Origin of the sequence: Bacillus cereus group sp. N31, assembly GCF_016483245.1 — a bacterium.
GTDB lineage: Bacteria > Bacillota > Bacilli > Bacillales > Bacillaceae_G > Bacillus_A > Bacillus_A toyonensis.
In genome coordinates, this window is sequence record NZ_JAEHCH010000002.1 from 176,310 (window position 1) to 195,860 (window position 19,551).

Genomic DNA, 19,551 nt, shown 5'->3' on the forward strand with positions numbered 1-19,551 from the left:
AAATAAGTCTCTGTTAGGTGAGGCTCCTGTATAGAGAAATGCTACTGCCCAAAAATGTCGAGAGACGCCAATGGGTCAACAGGAATGATCGAATTAAGGTTTTTCTTAACGTAGCTGGTAATGAACCTATGCTATACAGTGCTAAAACTCGGCGAGGGAGAGGTCCGTAGATTTCTAATTATATTAGGAATCGTTTATTTGTGTATGCAATGACCTTTGCTCTCTTATGAGTAAGGGTCTTTTTTGTTACCAATCTATGAGTCATTTCATAGTATAAACTATAAAAATAAACGAGGAGGTGAGGAGCATGTCAAATTCTGACTCGGTTCCGTTACCCATATACTTCAAATCAAAAATATATGATGTAGGCAGGAAACGACTTGTTCCTCCCTCTATATTTATCATAATGTAGCGTTTATATACATAATTAAGCGCTAGACACTTTCACGGTAAAGTGGATAAATTGAGAAACAAAGCGTTTCTTCCTATGTTGTAAAGGAGGAGACGATAATATGTTATATGTAAACAAAACTGTGGGTAACACGTCATATAAACAAAGTAAAAAATCAATGAAAGAACAAACAATGCTTCAAAAAAATAAAGATTTATTAATTGAAATTGCAACAAGAGATGTAAAATCTGTATTTGCGTATTTTAAAACAACAAGAGACGGATTATCTATGAAAGAGGCGCAAAAACGTATTCAAGTATACGGTCGAAATGAATTAACTTCAAAAAGAGCGCGTATTGCAGAAGTAATAATGAAGTTAAGTGGAATGATTCCAGGTTTTTCAAAACAACATGTGCGTGATCAATTGCAATGTGAAACAATTACTGTGTCTAGAGTAGAATGTGCTAGTAGTACAGGGCTAAATAACGAACTGAAAATGATGAAGTTACCAGTACAAGAACTTGTACCAGGAGATATGATTTTTCTTTCAGAAGGTGATATAGTACCGGCAGATGTACGTATCATTTATGCAAATGATTTATTAGTAAATGAATCTGTATTGACAGGGAACGATGCAAATGTTGAGAAATTTGAAAGTTGCTACCACCTTGAACGTAAAAGATTTATTCCATTAAAACGGATGAAAGACTATAATCCACTTGAACTTGAAAATGTATGTTTTAAAGGTACTAATATTATTGGTGGAAATGCAAAGGCTGTAGTTGTTTCAACAGGTAAAAATACGTATTCAGGAATACTTCATACTTGTTGCAGTAGAACGTCTTAATGTGTTAATGATGCTAAATATATAAAAACAATGTATAATAGACAAAGTTGAAAAAACGTAGAATGGTAATCTATTTATATAACCTTACGTGATAACGTGGGGTTATTATTTTTTGTTAGTAGGAGAGGAATTATGAAAAAAGTATTATTAGTTGATGGTATGGCACTATTATTTCGTGCTTTTTACGCAACAAGTGTCTACGGACAATTTATGAAACGACAAGATGGTACCCCAACGAACGGGATTCATGGTTATATGAAGCATTTATTAACAGCAACACAAGCAATCGAACCAACGCACATTGTAACGTGCTGGGATATGGGAAGTACGACATTTAGAACGGAATCTTTCTCGAATTATAAAGCAAATCGTGCAGCACCGCCAGAAGAATTAATTCCGCAATTTGATTTAGTGCAAGAAATGACTGCGAAATTATCTATGCCTGTAATAGGCATGAAAGGTTATGAAGCGGATGATTGTATTGGTACGCTTGCAAAACAATATTGCAATGAGGCAGAAGTTTATGTTTTGACAGGTGATACAGATTTACTTCAACTGGTTGATACGAATGTTACAGTTATGCTTCTTCGTAAAGGAATTGGAAATTACGAGTATTACACACCGGAAAAAATCATGGAAGAGAAAGGTGTAGAACCTTGGCAAATTGTCCATGCGAAAGCTTTCATGGGAGATACGAGTGATAACTATCCAGGCGTAAAAGGTATTGGTGAAAAAACAGCGTATAAGCTTATTCAAGAATACGGCACAGTATCGGCAGTACTAGAAAATATAGCATCATTAACGAAAGCGCAGCGTACAAAAATTGAAAGTGATTTAGAGAATTTAAATATCTCTTTACAATTAGCGCAAATTCATTGTGAAGTTCCAATTTCATGTTCGTTAGAAGAAGGGTTACACACAATGGACGAAGAAAAACTACGCTTTGTATGTAACGAAATGGATTGGGGAAGACCTGAAATATTAATAAACATGTTATAAATACTAGAAAGACCGATTTAGAATGAATCGGTCTTTCTTTTTTTGTTCACAAAGTTGTCAGAAAATAAACGGAATTTTCATGTGAAGTTCAAATGGATTTCACAACAATCAATTATTATAAGTCTACACAGATAAATCCTTATCCCGCATTAACGGGCGGTGGGACTTCTATATCAATATTATCGCTGAATAAAGAGTGATGATGGAAGAGTAACTCCCTGTAAAGGCCCGATTGATGTAGGCTAATAATTAGTGAAGGTACATCCTTTCATTGATTAAAGTTTCAAGTTATCTTTTATATAAACCATCCCCCAAGGAGGAAAATAAACATGCGAAAAAAAGTGAGAAAATCCTTTAAACAATTATTAATAGAAAATAAACAATCCCTACTAACTAATAAAGAGAATATGAAAGAAATTGAAGAACGGATTGAGAAACGACATGTAGCATATAGTGCTGCTAGCAATTGATAATTTTGTTTATGAAAAAAGCTTGTAGGTTGGATATTATCCGAACTACAAGCTTTTTCTTTTTGATTAACGCCACCAAATCCAAGTCCAAAAGTAATTTCGTATATTTCGAGGAGTAATGCGTATGAAACGTTCACCGTCAAAGAAACAATTAAAATTTGGTAGTGTTTCATCTGGATTTTCTGGAATAAAGGTGACGATGTTTTCGTTACTTGTAACGGTTACTGTAATTGGTGGATCGGTAGGCGAGACTTGAAGTTGTAAAGAAACGTTTGCTGTGTTTTTAAATTCATTATGAATAGGTGGACTTATCACTTGTACTGTGAATAACACGATAATTGTTTCGTTCGGTTCCAAATTAGTAGCGACTAGGAAACCGATATTCGGGTTCGCTAATGGCGAGCGTTCCCCATTAATGAAGACAGTGCCGTTTATAAATTGTAAACCTGCTGGAATGGTGTCTTGTAACGAGATATTTGAAAGTGAAATCTCGGAAGTATTCGTAATACGCACCGTGTAATCAAAATATTGATTTAAATAAGCTGAGCTGACGGAAGCATTTTTCGTGACTGTTGCAGTTGCAAATTGAACTGGTATACAAACAATATTTGAATTAACAATGAAAGTAATAATTGGATCCTGTGGTGTCAATTGAAAAGCAGCGGTAACTATTGCAGAATTTATAATTGTACTGTTTGAAGGAATAGAAGTTACGAGAACTTGAAATGTTATAGTTGCTACTGTATCTGCAGATAAAGAACCAATATTAATACCAGTGTCTGGACGAACATTTTGAACCGGAGCACCGTTAATTGTTACGCTGTTTTCTATAAATGTTGTACCAGCTGGAATACTGTCTATAACAGAAGTACTGATTGTCGGGATTGGGGAGTGATTAAATACCGCTAATGTGAATGTAATGATATCTCCTATAACGGTGATAGATTTGTCTGCTGTTTTTTCAATGCGAACCATCGGATCAATGACTGTCGTTGTAACGGTATTTGTTTGTTTTGTAATTGTAATAGGTGGTTTTGTTGGATCAATGATAACGGTATAGGAAACAGAAGCATTATTATTAATTGTAGATTGAAGAGTAGAAGAAGATATTGTCACTTGGAACGTAATAATAACAGATTCATTAGGAGCAAGATTTCCTAATGTAATACCATTTTCAGGATTCTCATTAGGCTGATTGATTCCGTTAATCGTAACACTACCAGCAACAAAAGTCGTATCTATTGGTAAGGTGTCTCTGGCAAGAAGGTCTTCAATCGTTACATTACCGCTATTCGTAATCGTAATTGTATACGTTAAAGTTTGACCAGGTAAGGCATTCGTGACATCAGCAGATTTTATAGCAATAACATTATCATTTTGGACAGTTGTTGTGACAGTATTTGTTGTAGTCGTATTTGTAACAGGTAAGTTATTTGGGTTGACTATATAGTTAAAAGTAGTAATTGCTTCGTTGTTGAGTTCATTTGGTGTTGGGATAGAAGTCACAGAAACTTGGAATGAAGCGATAGCATCTCCACCAACAATTATAGTGCCAATTGGTATGCCGCTTACTGGATTAACTCCGGGAAGAGTTTCTCCGTTTACAATAACGCTATTTTCTATAAACGTAGTACCTTGAGGAATAATATCTTGAATAACTACATCATTTGCTGCAACATTACCAGTTTGATTTAGGGTAATCGTATACGTTAACGTATCACCGACCGTTGCAAATGCAAGGTCAACAGCTTTATTACTATTTAAATTCGCGTGATGAATTTCTGTTATGGCAGCTGATGAAATAATAGTTTCGGTAATAGGTGGTTGATCTGGTACTGTGTATTCATATTGAATTGTACTCGTGTTAGAGATTGGATTTGTTTGCGGAATAGAAGTAACCCGTACTTGGAATAGAACATTTGCTGTCGTATTAGGCGGAATGTTATCAATTGGTATACCGCTAAGTGGATTGTCATTTGGACGAGCGTCGCCATTCACAATAACACTATTCTCTATAAAGCTCGTATTTGCTGGGATGATATCTGTTACGATAATGTTTTCCACTTGTATATTCCCATTATTGGTGATGGAAATTGTATAAGGGATGATAGTTTGTAGGTCAGCATATTGGATAGGTGTTGTTTTTGTTGCAATTACATTTGCAGAAATAACTTCAGTGAAGGTAATATTACTACTTGATATTTGTTCTTCACCATTTATTGTATAACGAGAAGTTGCTTGATTTTGAACATGGCCACTAGCTGGAAGAGCTACCACAGTAACGGAAAATGTGACTGTGATCGTAACGTTAGGAGCAATCGTGCCTACAAGTATACCGTTACTTGGATTGGCATTAAGCTGCGGAATGTTATTTACTAAAACGCTACCGTCTATAAAGGTTGTTCCATCAGGGATATTGTCTGTAAATACAACAGCAGTGGCATCCGTATTCCCTGTATTCGTTAAAGTTGTTGTATAAGTTAAAATGTCACCAATTGTTACAGAGGTCAAATCAACCGTTTTAAGTGAAATGATATCAGCATCATTAATTTGAACGAAAGTAGTATTGGAAGTAGTAGATTTTTGAATTGGTGCAAAGTCAGGATTGAAAATAAAGTCGTAGATGATGTTTGCAGTATTAGGTGTTGGATTTACAGCAGGTAAATTCGTAACGGAAACTTGGAATGTTATTGTTGTCGATTGACTTGACGCAATATTAGGAATAGAAAAACCGATATTTGGATCTGCTGCAGGAAATACAGTGTTGTTAACTATTACACTTCCCGGAATAAAGACTGTTCCATCTTCTATCGTATCTGTAAAAAAGATGGAGTTAGTTGTAGTGGATCCGTTATTTTGAATGAGTACTGTATATGCAATGATTTCATCAATATTAGCTAATACTGTATTAGCGGATTTTGTAGCGATAAGAATAACATCAATAAATTGTATATTTGTAGTATTGGAAGAGGTCGTTTCTGAAATTGGTGGTAAGCTTGGGTCTGGTTGATACTCATAGTGAATGACGGCGATATTATTAATGTTATTTTGAGAAGGTGTAGAGACTACATTTACTTGGAACGTAACAATAATCGTATTATTTGGAAGGATAATATTAAGGGTGATTCCGGTAATTGGATTTTCATTGGGCCTTGGTATGCCATCTACAAGGATGCTATTGGGAATGAATGTGGTGCCAGCTGCAATCGCGTCAATTAGGAGAGTATTTGTAATAGGTACTGTACCAGCGTTTGTAACTGCGACTGTATATGTGATGATTTGACCGATGCGTGTAATAGATCTGTTGGCAGATTTAATTGCACGAACATTAGCCGTCCGCACTTCCGTGTTTACTGCATTTGATAACGATCCACGCTGAATAATTGGAGAACTAGGGTCAATTTGGTATTCATATGAAGTGTCTGAAATGTTAATGACTGTATTGTTCTCTGGTATATTTGTAAGTTGTACTTGGAATGAAATAGTGACTGTTTCATTTGGTTGTATGGTGCCGAGAATTACTCCATTTTCAGGGTTTGCACTAGGCTGAATCACGTTATTTATTGATAAGCTATCTGCAATGAATATAGCACCTTCTGGAATGTTGTCAATGAATACCGTATTGTTAGCTGGAACAGTTCCTATATTTTGTAGTGTATTTGTATAGGTGATATTTTGCCCGATGGATACGAAAGTAATATCCGCCTGTTTAACAGAAATAATATTTGCATTTTGAAGTGATGTTGTAACAATGTTAGAATTTGCAGAGCGATTCACTGGTGGAGCTGTAGGAATACTTACATATTGATAAGTTGTTGAAGATTGATTTACAATTTCAGTTTCAGTAGGTGGATTATTTGTTTGCACTTGAAATAGTATCGTTTTGGAACTGTTTGGTTGAATCGTGCCAATTGGTATTCCGTTTTCAGGATTTACACCTGGCTGCAGGACACCGTTAATTGTGACACTATCGGGAACGAATGTAGTCCCGGCTGGAATAGAATCTGTGAAAATAATATTTATTGCATCAACATTACCGATGTTTGTCACTTCAGAAATATAAAGGATAGTTCCACCGATATCTACAGTTATTGGATTGGACGTTTTTGTAATTGTCAATTGTGCTTGCACGAAATTTGTAATGACAATATTACTTGTAGATGTTTCAGTAATAGGCGGTTGCCCTGGGTCTGGTTGAATTGTATATGTTGTATTAGATTGATTTGTAATCGATTCTTGCGAGAATGAATCGTTAATAAGAATTTGGAACGCAATAAGGTGAGTAGCGTTTGCTGCTAGGTTAGGCAAAGTAACACCTACATTTGGATTGGCACCAAGTATAGCTGTTCCGTTAAGTGTAAAACTATTTTCTACGAATGTGGTCCCTTCTGGAATAGTATCTGAAAATATGAGATTAGTAGCTGGAATATTTCCGGTATTTTCTAGTGTTATCGTGTAGGTTAAAATGTCGCCAGTTGTTGCTTGTTGTGCATTGACTGCTTTTAAAGAAAGAACATTCGCATCTGAAATTTGTGTGAAAGCTGGATTCGAAGTAATTGTTCGAGAGATGATAGGAGCAGTTGGATCGGCGATAAAAGTATAGTCAATACGGGCTATATTAGAAATTGGATTCACGCTTGGAATAGATTGAACGATAACTTGGAATGTGACGGTGACAATTTCTGACGACGCGATGGAGTTTAATGGTATTCCTACGTTTGGATCGGCACCTGGAACTGAGATGTTATTAATGGTCACGCTATTCGGAATAAATGCAGTACCTTCTGGGACTAAATCTGTTAAAGTAACTGTATTTGCAGTTGTATTTCCGTTATTTTGAACAACTACTGTGTAAGTGATTGTACCGTTAGTAGATTGTACGAGAGAATCTGTATTTTTAATTGCGGATAACGATGCATCAACGACAGCTGTAGTCACCGTATTAGATGAGGATGTTGCTGTAACTGGAGGTTGACTCGGATCGACAATATACGTGTAACTTGTAAGTGCTTGATTTATTATTGCCCCTTGCGGTGGAATAGAACTTGCAAGAAATTGGAACGTAATAGTAGCAGAATCACCTGGTGCGATAATACCAACTGGAATGCCGAGCGTTGGACTTGCATCTGGAAGTGAAATCCCGTTAAGCGTAACACTATTTGGAACAAATAATGCCCCTTCAGGAATTCCATTAATGAGTAATACAGAATTTGCAGGAAAGTTTCCAGTGTTTGTTAATGTTGCAGTGTACGTAATTATATCTCCAATAGATACGATTGTTCGATTTGCTTCTAAAACCGTTGTAACAGTAGCGTTATTAATTTGTGTAGAAGCACTATTAGAAGTTACTGTGCCTGTAACAGGAGGAGAGGCCGGATCAACAATGAATGCGAATTGAATAGATGCAACGTTTGTAATTGGATTTGAAGGTGGAGTAGATGTAACTATGACTTGGAAAGTAACGGTTAAGGAACTGTTCGTACTAACGGTTCCGATGTTAACTCCGTTATTTGGATTTGCACCTGGAATGGTACTTCCATTTACAGCAAAACTATTTTCAACAAAGGTCGTTCCTGCTGGAAGTAGGTCTGAGAAATTTACATTCGTAGCGTTCGTATTGCCGCTATTTTGAATTAAAACTGTATAAGTGATCGTGTCTCCAATATTCGCAAAGGCTGTACTAGAAGTTTTTACAGCTGAAAGTATTGCTGAATTAATAGAAGTAACGAAGACGTTCGTTTCCACGTTGCCAGGCTGAGCCTGTAATGCATTGCCTACGTTATATTGGAAGTTAACAAATCCTAAGTTTTGGAGTTCGGGTGTGAACGTTGTTGGATTGCTTACGATTTGCACTTGGAATATGATTGTTACAGTTTGATTTGGATTGATTGTATTTATACCAACACCGTCAATAATGGAAGCGGATGATAATGGAGTGCCATCAACAACAACGGATTCTGCAACAAATTGTGTCCATGTCGGTAAAGGGTCTGAGAAAACAACGTTGTTAGCTGGAATATTGCCTGTGTTCGTAATAGTCGTTGTATACGTAATTGTATCACCGATCGTTGCAAATGCTTTATCTCCTATTTTTATAGTGTTTAAAATAGCACTTTCAATTTTTGTTGTAACATTGTTAGAAGTAATGTTTTTTGAAACTGGAGGATTGGCTGGATTAACGATATGTTGAAAGCTAACGCTAGCTTGATTGGTAATTGGATTTATAGGCGGAATTTCATTGGCATTAATATGAAATGCTACAATGGCAGATTCGTTTGGCGCGATATCACCAATTGGAACGCCTGTAACGATATCCGCATTTGGGATGCTAGTTCCATTAAGTGTAAAACTATTCGGTTCAAAGGAAGTTCCGTCTGGAATAAGATCGGTAAAAATAACATCCGTTGCACTAACATCTCCGCTATTTGTAATTGTAACGGTGTAGGTAATATCCTGCCCGATATCTACCGTAGATACATTGGAATTTTTTTGCGCAGTAAGGATAGCGCTATTAATTTGTGTTGTCGTTGTATTAGATTGATTGGAAGTTGTAATAGATGGCTGGCTAGGATCAACGACATAATGATATGTGGTAGAAGCAGAGTTAGAAATGGGATTAAGTGTTGGAAGTGTAATAACAGTTGCTTGGAATGTAACGATTGCCGTATTACCACCATTAATGGAACCAATATTTACACCAGTTGATAAATCGGCGTTTGGAATGGTTTGCCCATTAACTGTGAAACTATTTGGAACGAAACTTAAATTGCTATCAAGTATATCGATAACGGTAACATCAGTTGCAACCAAATTCCCAGTATTAGGAAGGTTAAGTGTAAATGTTATTGTATTACCAACATCCGCAAAGGTAAGATCTGCCGTTTTTGTACTTATAATATTTGCATTGTTTATTTGAAGAAGCGTAGTGTTAGAATTAGCTGTACTTGAAGCGGGAGGATTAACAGGATCAACAGTAAACTCATACGTCGTTGATGCTGTATTTGGTGCTGGGTTACTAAGGGGAATACTATTTACTTTAACTTGAAAGACGATACTATATATTTCATTTGGTGGAAGTGTTGCAAGTAATACACCTGTATTTGGATTCGCGTTAGGTTGTAAAACGCCATCGACAGTTAATGTGTTAGGAACAAATGTGAGTCCACTTGGTAATACATCTGTGAATACTATATTCGTTGCATCCGTATTTCCTATATTCGAAATAGAAGTAGTGTAAAAAGTAGTTTGCCCGATATCTGCAAAGGATACACTTTCATTCTTCGTCATAGATAATATGGCTTCCTTAATTTGTGTTGAAACAGGATTACTAATTGAAGTCTCTGCATCAGGTGGTGAGACTAATTGATACGATGTTGATGAGAAATTTACAATTGGGTTTTTGGTTGGTAATGATGTTACAGTAACTTGGAACGAAACTGTTACTGTAGTCCCGGCTGTTATTGTCCCAATATTCACACCGTTCGATGGATCCACCCCACTTTGAGGAACTCCATTAATAGAAAATGTGTTTGCAATAAATGTAGTGACGCTTGGCACGGTATCTGTAAATATAACATTTTGTGCGGATGAGTTTCCATTGTTTGTTAAAACGACAGTATAAGTGAGTGTGTCTCCAATACGACTAAAGGATTTATCGACTTGTTTTAATGAAAGAATGTTAGCTGTATTAATCGTAGTAAACACTGTGTTTGAAGTAACGTTTCTTGAAACGATCGGTGCATTTGGATCAGCGATAAATGTGTAAGAAGCAGTAGCGGAATTGGCTACAGGATTTTGGGTTGGTGTAGAAGTAGCAGTAACTTGAAATGCTATAGATATTGAGTTGTTAGGAGCAATTGATCCGATTGTTATACCTGTATTAGGATCGAGTTCGATGTGTGTACTGCCATTGATTGTGACACTATTCGGAATGAACGTTGTGCCGTCTGGAATAAGATCAGTGAAAGTAATATTCGATGCATTTGTATTGCCATTATTCGTTAAAATGGTTGTATAGGTAATGGTATCACCTAGTGTTACAATTGTTTGATCGACCGATTTTACCATCGTTATCATAGCATCTAGTACCGGGTTTGTAACGATATTCGTTGAAGTAGAAGTTGTAATAGGAGCGGCACTTGGATCAACAGTATAAGAGTATAAAATTGTATCGTTATCCATAATTGAACTTGAAGGAGGCACAGAAATAACATTTACTTGGAAAGTAACGGTTACTGTTTTACCAGGAGCGATATTTGGTATAGTTACTCCGAGCGCTGGCCGTGCACCAAATTGCTGCATACCATTGATTGTGAAAGAATTTGGTATAAATGTAGTGTTAGCTGGAATAGCGCTTGTGAATGTAATATTCGTTGCTGTTGTATTTCCTGTATTTGTAATAGTAGATGTATACGTAATCGTATCGCCAACAGAAATAATGGATTTATCAGCATTTTTTGTGGTAGTTAATATTGCGCTATTTATTGTCGTAGTAACGGTATTCGATGAAGCGGTTTGAGTGATAACTGGTTGACTTGAATTGACAATATGCTGAAATTGTACAGAACTAAAATTAGAAATTGGATTTATACTTGGAATGTTTGTAACAAGTACGTTGAGAGCAATAATGGCCGTTCCACTTGGGTTTATATTTCCAATCTGAATCCCGTTACCTGGATTTCCGATTTGCTGTGTACCAGAATCGTTTGTAAGAGTGCCAGATATGAATGTCGTTCCATCAGGTAAAGTATCCGTGAAAATTATATTTTGTGAAGTGACATTTCCAGGGTTACTTAATGTAATTGTATAAGAAATTGTATCGCCAATCGTAGCGAAAGTTTTATCTACAGATTTGATTGCCACAATTTCCCCAGAATTTATTTGTGTCGAAACAGAATTAGATGTCGTACTTCGTGAAACAAGTGGTAAATTAGGTCCTGTCATAAATTGATAATTAATGGAAGCGCCGTTTACAACCGGTGAGTTTGGTCCGCCTGGTCCAATTGTGAAAATTGGATTTGGAATGCTAACTACTTGCACACGGAAGGTAACGTTTATAAAATCTCCTGCAATAATATCCCCAATCGGTATCCCATTCGCTGGATTTACCCCAGGTAATAAAACTCCGCCTACTCGAACGCTATCTTCTATAAATACTGCGTTATTTGGAATCGGATCTGTAAAAATGATATTCGTAGCAGTTGTGTTTCCTATATTCTCTAATAAAACAGTATACGTTAAAAATGAATTTCCAGGTGCTACGTCAGAAAATAGTCGATCTACACTTTTCTTTGCTTGAATAATCGCTTCGTTAATTTGAACTAAAGTTGGATTACTTGTAGCTGTTTCTGTCACCGGCGGCTGGGTAGGATCAACAATGATTGAGTATGTTGTGCTAGATTGGTTCAACGTTGGGTTAGTAGCTGGAATTGAGCCAACGATAGCTTGAAAGCTAATTGTTGTCGTTCCTCCAACTGGAATTGAGTCTAAAGAAATCCCGCTATCTGGTCTAAATCCAAGTTGTGGGATGGTATTAATTTGTACGCTATCAGGAACGAATGAAAGTTCGGGTGGTAATATATCGATAAAAACAGGTGTGTTTGCGGTAGTATTTCCGCTATTGGTAAGGGTAGTTGTATACGTAATTGTATCTCCATCAGCAGCAAAAGCACTGCTTGCAGTTTTTGTTGCGATAACAGAAGCAGTATTTACTTGTGTAAAAGTTTTATTAGATTTAACTGTTCGTGAAACTGGCGGTTCATTTATATCTACAATAAAGCTATATTGAAGCGATGATTTGTTCGGGATTGGATTAGGGTTTGGAAGTGTTGTAATGTTTACTTGAAAACTGAGTGTAACAGATGCATTTGAATTCATGTTACCAATATTGATGCCATTTTGTGGGTTTGCATTAGGAATGGTTGTTCCATTTATCGTAAAACTATTTGGAATAAAAGTTGTTCCATTTGGAATTAAATCTGTAAAAATAACATTGTTTGCGGTAGTATTACCGGAATTAGTAATGGTTGAAGTGAAAGTAAGTGTATCTCCAATAGTAGCAAATGTTGAATTGACAGTTTTGTTTATAGATAGAGTAGCATCAATAATTGGGGTAACCGTCGTATTTGTAATTGTGCTACCAACAGCAGGAGATTGGTTTGGATTCACGGTATATTCATAATTTACAAGAGCATTATTTGTTAATGTGCCACTAGGTGGTATCGCTAAAATTTGTGCTTGAAAAGTAATGAATACAGTATCTCCTGGCGAAATATCTGTCAAGTGAATACCAAGTGATGGATCTAATCCTGGTTGTGGAACATTATTGATAGTTACGGAGTTTTGGATAAATGAAGCTCCTGTGCCAAGCCCATCCGTTAAAACAGTCGCACTAGCAGGGGTATTACCTGTATTTGTTACTGCAATCGTATAGGTAACGATATCACCAATTGCAGCTGTTGGTGTATTCACAGACTTAGTAGCGACAATAGTAGCGTTATTAATTTGAGTTGTTATTACGTTACTTAACGCATTGGCGGATGCTGGAGGTAAGTTAGGATCTACGACGTACTGGTACGTTGTATTGCTTTGATTCGGGATTGGATTTGGATTCGGGATAGAATTTACTTGTACTTGGAACGAGATAATCGTATTGGCATTCGGATTTATTGGGTCGATTGCAATTCCGCTTGCTGGATTGACATTAGGCAGTGTATTCCCGTTTACAGTAACACTATTAGGAATGAACGATGTCCCGTTTGGAATTACATCTGTAAATATTACATTTGATGTAAGTGTGTTCCCGTTATTCATTAAAGTAGTCGTGTAAGTAATAATATCATTTACGTTCGCAAACTGTTTATCTGCCGATTTTGCAGCGGTAATCGTTGCATTATTAATAGTTGTCTGTACAGTGTTAGAAGCAATCATCTGCATTACAACTGGTTTGGATGGATCGTACGTGTATTGGAATGTAGTGCTCGATTGATTCGTTATCGAATTTGGACTAGGAATAGTTGGTACAGAAACTTGGAATGAAACAGTACGTGATGAATTCGCTCCTATCGTACCGATAAAAATGCCATTAGCAGGGTTTGCATTTGCTATAGGGACACCGTTAATCGTTACAGTATTAGGAAGGAAGATGGTACCAGCTGGAATGATATCTGTAAACGTTACATTGGAGGCAGGGATATTGCCGTTATTCGTTAAAATCGTTGCATACGTAATGACATCGCTAACATCAGCGAAATTTGTACTTGTTAGTTTCGTAGCAACAATATTAGCGGTATTAATTTGTGTCGTTACTATATTACTAGTAACATTTCTCGCAACAGCAGGTAAATTTGGATCTGCGATAAAGCTATATTGAAGTGCAGCACTGTTTTGCACTGGATTTGGTGAAGGTATCCCATTCGTACTAATTTGGAAGACAATAGTTGTAATTCCGCCTGCTGGAATTGTGCCAACTTGAAGACCGACACTTGGATCTGCACCTAGTTGTAAAGCACCGCCTATAAAAATACTATTTGGTATGAGAGTCGTACCAGGAGGTAGTATATCAGTAACAACTACATTATTCGCTGGAGTATTCCCAGGATTAGCTAGGGCAATTGTATATGTGATTGGTTGCCCAACATCAGCAATAGTTAAATCTACCTGTTTGACAATAACTACATTTGCTACATTAATTTGTGTACTTACAGTATTACTTAAAGATGTTTCTATAGTTGGTGGATCACCCGGATTTAAAATGAAACTATATTGTGTACTAGATGAATTTGTTGTTGGGTTTTGTGCTGGTAAAGAGATGACAGTTACTTGATAAGAGACGGTAAGTGAGCTGTTAGCAGGAACGGCAGGTAATGGAACACCTATATTTGGATCTGCATTATTTTGAAGTACACCGTTAATAAGGAAAGTGTTTTGAATAAAGGTAGTGCCATCTGGATTTGTATCTACGAAAGTTAGATTATCAGCAGAAACACTTCCTGCATTCGTTAAAACGACGGTATAAGTTAATACATCCCCTACAGTAGCGAACACTTTATCCACTGTTTTGGCTGAAATGACATTTGCATCGTTTACTTGAGTAAATGTAGTGGTTGAAGTTGTATTTTTACTTACAGGTGAAGCATTTGGATCAACGGTAAAGTTATAGGAAATGGAGGCACTATTCGAAATAGGATTTGGGTTTGGAATGCTAGTTATTAATACTTGGAATGAAGCTGTAATTGTAGCATTAGCATTGATGCTACCAATAGTGATGCTAGCTGGTGTTGCGCCCGGTTGAGAAACACCGTTAACTATAACACTGTTCGGTACAAAGGCAGTACCATTCGCAATTGAATCGGATAGTAATACATTGTTCGCCGCAACATTTCCATCGTTTGTAAGAGAAAAGGTATAAGTTAATACATCTCCAACTTCCGCAAACGTTTGACTTACAGATTTATTAGCGTGAAGGTTTGCTAGTCTAATTGTTGATGTAACAGAATTAGAATTTGCAGTTTTTGAAGTTGGTGGCAGGCTTGGATTTACAGTGTAAATATAAGAGGCGAAAGCGTTATTAATGATAGGGTTTTGTGCAGTAATGTTAATGGCTGTTACTTGGAAGGATAAGGTGAAAGTAGCTCCGCCAGGAATTGTGCCGATAGGTAAAGCGACGAGAGAATCTACATTTTGTAAAACGCCGTTGAGCGTTACAGAACCTAATGTTAATATCGTTCCATTTGGAAGTGGATCTGTTAGTTGAACGTTATTAGCCGCCGTATTTCCACTGTTTGTAATAAGAATTGTATAACTTATCGTTTCGCCAATTGTGGCAAATTGTTTATTTGTTGATTTTGTTAATGTTAAGTTTGCGTTGTTAATTTGTGTAGTAACGACGTTAGAAGAAATGTTTTTCGTAACGGGTGATTGGCTAGGATTGACGGTGTACTGATAAGAAGCGCTTGATCCGTTAGATACGACATTTGATGCGGGTATTGCATTTACTACTACTTGAAATGAAACATTTTTTGTTGTGCCAGTTGGGATGGATCCTATATTCACACCGTTAGCCGGATTTGTTCCCACTTGTGTCGTGCCATCTATTGTTAAACTGTTTAGGACAAAAGTTGTTCCTGTAGGAATGACATCTGTAAAAATAACATTGTTCGCATTCGTATTACCTGTACCTGTAAAGGAAACAGTGTAAGTCAGTTTATCACCAATATCTGCAAAATTTTTATCCACTGCTTTTGCCATAGTTACAGTAGCGTTATTCACTTGAGTAGATACGATATTGGTCGTATCAGTCCCACTTACTGCCGGTTGGTTTGGTACAGGAATGTATTGATATGTTGTTGTACCACTATTTAATATTGGATTTGTTTGAGGGATAGAAGGAGCGAATACTTGAAATGAAATAGTAGTAGTGGAATTTGCAGCAATCGATCCAATTGATATACCATTAGCCGGATTTGCTCCCGCTTGAGTAACCCCGTTAACAGTTACGCTCCCTGGAATGAAAGTAGTCCCGCTAGGAATCGGATCCGTATATATAACGTTCGTTGCAGCGATATTTCCTACATTAGCTAAGGCAATACTGTAAGTTAATGTTTCACCAATATCGGTAAAAAGTTTGTTAACTGATTTTGTGCCATTAATATCTGCGAGGTTAATTTGTGTTCCTGCAGAGTTACTTGTTGCAAGACCGTTAAAAGTCGTTCCCCCGGCAATTGGTGTATATTGAAATGTAATATTCGCAGTGTTAGAAATCGGGTTTTGATTTGGAAGAGAAACGACAGTCGCTTGGAAAGTTATTGTACGAGAGGCACTATTGTTAATTGTTCCAAGAGATATACCAGCGGCAGGATTTGCATTTGTTTGTGGTACGTTATCTACCGTTACAGTGCCAGGTATAAAGGAAGTACCATTAGGGAGACTATCTATAAAAATAACGTTATTGGCGGGAAGAAGTCCGGTGTTAGGGATAGTAACGGTATAAGTGAGAATATCTCCAATGGCAGCAACACTTTTATTCACAGTTTTCGTTGCTTGTATGTTAGGTGAATTTATATTAATTTGTAAACCGACTGTATTTAACATATATGCATCTCCGTTAGTAGTTAAACGGATTGCGGCGGAAACTTGTGAGTTTGTTAAATAAGAGGAAATATCGATGGAAGTAATATCCCAACCTTGCCTTCCTGCGGAGATATTTGTACTTGTAGAAGCGCTTTGATTTCGCGTTCCAAATGTCCCCGTTGTATCTAAGTTCCCTGCGGCATTATTAATTTGAGAGCCGAAGAAATTATTTATAGCATTGTTTGGTCCAGATAAAGCATTTAATGAACTGAAATTTGGTCCGAATAAAGCTTGATCCCCGGTTAAATCAGCATCTCCTTCGGTAGAGCTTAAAAATAACCGCCCGCTTACAGGTCCTCCTGAAGGTGTTAAAAATCCTGAAACAGAAACATCGGCACTACCAGTTTCTGCAGAAACACGGTTACCAGCTACGTAAATGGTTAAGTTTCTTGCAGGTAATGTCCCATTTTGATAAGCGACGATAAGCGTCCATCCAGCCGAATTGATTGTTCCATTAGAAGCATCTATAGGATCTACAAGTCCAGGGACAGAACCTGTTGTATAAGATCCAGATCCAGCGGCTTGAACGAGTGACGTTACATCTGCTGATCGTGTATAAAATCCAAATGTGACAGATCCAGAAACGAAAGTTTGATTTGAAGCTGTAACAGCTGAAGGGGTAATGGAGTATGTTGACACAGGTGTTGTGAAAGAAACTGGATTTCCTAATACACTCGTAATGTTTTGATCACGAGATAAATAGTTTCCACCCCAAACGAGTTCTGCGTAAAGAATCGTACTGCCAGCAGGGATATTTAAAATAGCGGTAGAACTATTTTGTGTATAGTTTAACGTTGTACCAGCAGGAAAAGTAGTTACTTGTAAAGCAGTATTCGTAGTTGCGAATGCACCAATTGCCCCGATTGTACCAGCACGGTTTTGGTTACTAATTTTACTTAAGCCCAAAGTGTTTCCTGTAATAGCGAGTGCGCCGTTAGTGGTGGTAGAAAATCGATTCGTAATGGGCATGTTGTCACCTCATTTACAATATAGTCTTGGTCAAAATAGGATATGTGTGTGACAAATAAAGGGAAACATGTACAAGTTGATTTAGTAATAATGATTTAAATGTCTAAATAAGGAGATGGAGAATGATTGAATTGGAAATGAGAGTGGAGCGTATTAGAAAAGAAAAAATAGACGATATTGTTGCGTTATCTTCTTATATTGGTTGGGATTATAGCAGAGAAGAAATTGAGACGATTTTTAACGCAGGCATTGTATACGGTGTGTGGAATGAGAGAAAGAAACTTATTGCTAGCGCGGCAATAATATTATATGGGGAGAAAGTAGCGTCTATCGGAATGGTAATTGTACATCCAGATTATAAGGGAAGAGGAATTGGAAAGGCGATAACGCATTCATGCATGAATAGCGTATCAGCTCGAACACCAATTATGCTTATTGCAACGGATGAGGGGAAGCATTTATACGAAAAGCTAGGATTTAGGGTGGCAAGCTATGTTTCTAAATACATATGTAACTCGTACAATCCGAATCATAAATGTGCAAGAAATGAAGAATATATGATGGATTATGAGGAAGGTGATTTAGAAGAAATAATAAAAATAGATGAATATGCGTTTGGAACAAATAGAAAAGAGTTTTTAAAGAAAAGAATGATGCAAAGTGAACAGTGCACTGTTGTGAAGGATAAGGAACAAAATATAATAGGATATGGTTTGAGTATACAAACGCCGGAAAATAAAATATTAGGACCGGTAGTTGCTAAAAATGATGAGATGGCAATAAATATTGTTCATTATTTAGCAAAAGGGCATAATGGGAAATTAAGAATAGATGTACCAGAAGTAAAGAAAGATTTTGTGAAAGAATTAGAGGTTACTGGTTTTAAAAAGGTGAATACACCACCAATTATGATGAAAAATAGTGATCAATTTTTGAAAAGAAATGGAGAACTATATAGTATTGCAGCACAAATTTTTGGGTAACAAAGAATCCTTCTGAATGAAGGATTCTTTGTTTATTAATCACGATATTGGTCGTGAGTTGGTTGGAAGAGGTCTTCCTCGATATCTCTCACCATAGAAAAATGATCAACGTTATAATGACCGTGTAAAATTTTATTGTGATGACCAATAATTTGCTCTGCAGACAATACGTTAGAATCAGTTGTGGAATGACCGTTTTTAATTAATGTAACGTCAAATCCTTGTACAGTTGCTGTCCTAACAGCTGTGTCAATACAATGTTCAGTTTTACATCCACCTATCACAATATGATTAATTTTTTCTTCTTTTAAAAGTTCAAGTAAAGAAGTGCCATAGAATGAATTCGTTGCCGCTTTATTAATAAGGATTGCAGACTGAGGTACTTGAATTTGATTATGTACTTCAAATCCCACGCCGCTACCAGAAGCAACATCGATATCTCTTACGAAAACAATAAGGGCATTTGAATCAATTGCTTTCTGTACAGCTGTATTTAGTGTAGCTAATAACTCAGTTTTACGAAAAACTTCATTTTCTTGCTCATTTCCATCAATTAATTCTTGTTGAGCATCGATAATTAATAGTGCTTGTTTCATCGTGTCTCCCCTTTAATATGAAATAAGTTCCACTGTACATATTCCTTCAGATTGTTAGGAAATCCTCCATTGCAAGCGAAGTAAACGATTGATTTACAAAGTTGTCAAAGAAATTTCATTCTCATAGTGTGTAAAAACATGTATGATAGGAAGTGGAGAATTTTTG

The 19,551-nt window shown here is 36.7% G+C and carries 6 protein-coding genes and 1 riboswitch; of the genes, 4 read left to right on the top strand and 2 right to left on the bottom strand.

The annotated features are described in order from the left end of the window. Positions 1 to 2: 2 nt before the first annotated feature. Positions 3 to 168: riboswitch (M-box (ykoK) riboswitch) on the top strand. A gap of 344 nt (positions 169 to 512) precedes the next feature. From JDS81_RS05230 to JDS81_RS05240, 3 genes are all read left to right on the top strand, one after another. Continuing rightward, positions 513 to 1,238: a P-type ATPase actuator domain-containing protein gene (locus JDS81_RS05230; protein WP_000967618.1), complete on the top strand. Its 726-nt coding sequence runs from the start codon at positions 513 to 515 to the stop codon at positions 1,236 to 1,238. Between the two features lie 132 nt (positions 1,239 to 1,370). Continuing rightward, positions 1,371 to 2,237, top strand: a complete 867-nt coding sequence (locus tag JDS81_RS05235; protein WP_097954659.1) for a 5'-3' exonuclease — start codon at positions 1,371 to 1,373, stop codon at positions 2,235 to 2,237. A gap of 329 nt (positions 2,238 to 2,566) precedes the next feature. Beyond that, complete coding sequence (locus JDS81_RS05240; RefSeq protein ID WP_001228051.1) at positions 2,567 to 2,707, top strand: FbpB family small basic protein; 141 nt, start codon at positions 2,567 to 2,569, stop codon at positions 2,705 to 2,707. A 66-nt stretch (positions 2,708 to 2,773) separates the two neighbouring features. On the opposite strand, the gene JDS81_RS05245 is transcribed toward JDS81_RS05240, so the two are convergent. Further along, positions 2,774 to 17,806: a DUF7507 domain-containing protein gene (locus tag JDS81_RS05245; protein WP_097954660.1), complete on the bottom strand. Its 15,033-nt coding sequence runs from the start codon at positions 17,804 to 17,806 to the stop codon at positions 2,774 to 2,776. 122 nt (positions 17,807 to 17,928) lie between these two features. Between JDS81_RS05245 and JDS81_RS05250 the strand changes: the two genes are divergently transcribed. After that, positions 17,929 to 18,789, top strand: coding sequence for a GNAT family N-acetyltransferase (locus tag JDS81_RS05250; protein ID WP_000571028.1), 861 nt, complete (start codon positions 17,929 to 17,931; stop codon positions 18,787 to 18,789). A 35-nt stretch (positions 18,790 to 18,824) separates the two neighbouring features. Here JDS81_RS05250 and JDS81_RS05255 read toward each other — a convergent pair whose 3' ends face one another. Further along, positions 18,825 to 19,385, bottom strand: coding sequence for a cysteine hydrolase family protein (locus tag JDS81_RS05255; RefSeq protein ID WP_000806314.1), 561 nt, complete (start codon positions 19,383 to 19,385; stop codon positions 18,825 to 18,827). Positions 19,386 to 19,551: the final 166 nt, after the last annotated feature.

What these genes read in the sequence shown, in the direction of transcription:
- JDS81_RS05230 (WP_000967618.1), top strand. Translation starts at nt 513, where the DNA reads ATGTTATATGTAAACAAAACTGTGGGTAACACGTCATATAAACAAAGT.
- JDS81_RS05235 (WP_097954659.1), top strand. Translation starts at nt 1,371, where the DNA reads ATGAAAAAAGTATTATTAGTTGATGGTATGGCACTATTATTTCGTGCT.
- JDS81_RS05240 (WP_001228051.1), top strand. Translation starts at nt 2,567, where the DNA reads ATGCGAAAAAAAGTGAGAAAATCCTTTAAACAATTATTAATAGAAAAT.
- JDS81_RS05245 (WP_097954660.1), bottom strand. Translation starts at nt 17,806, where the DNA reads ATGCCCATTACGAATCGATTTTCTACCACCACTAACGGCGCACTCGCT.
- JDS81_RS05250 (WP_000571028.1), top strand. Translation starts at nt 17,929, where the DNA reads ATGATTGAATTGGAAATGAGAGTGGAGCGTATTAGAAAAGAAAAAATA.
- JDS81_RS05255 (WP_000806314.1), bottom strand. Translation starts at nt 19,385, where the DNA reads ATGAAACAAGCACTATTAATTATCGATGCTCAACAAGAATTAATTGAT.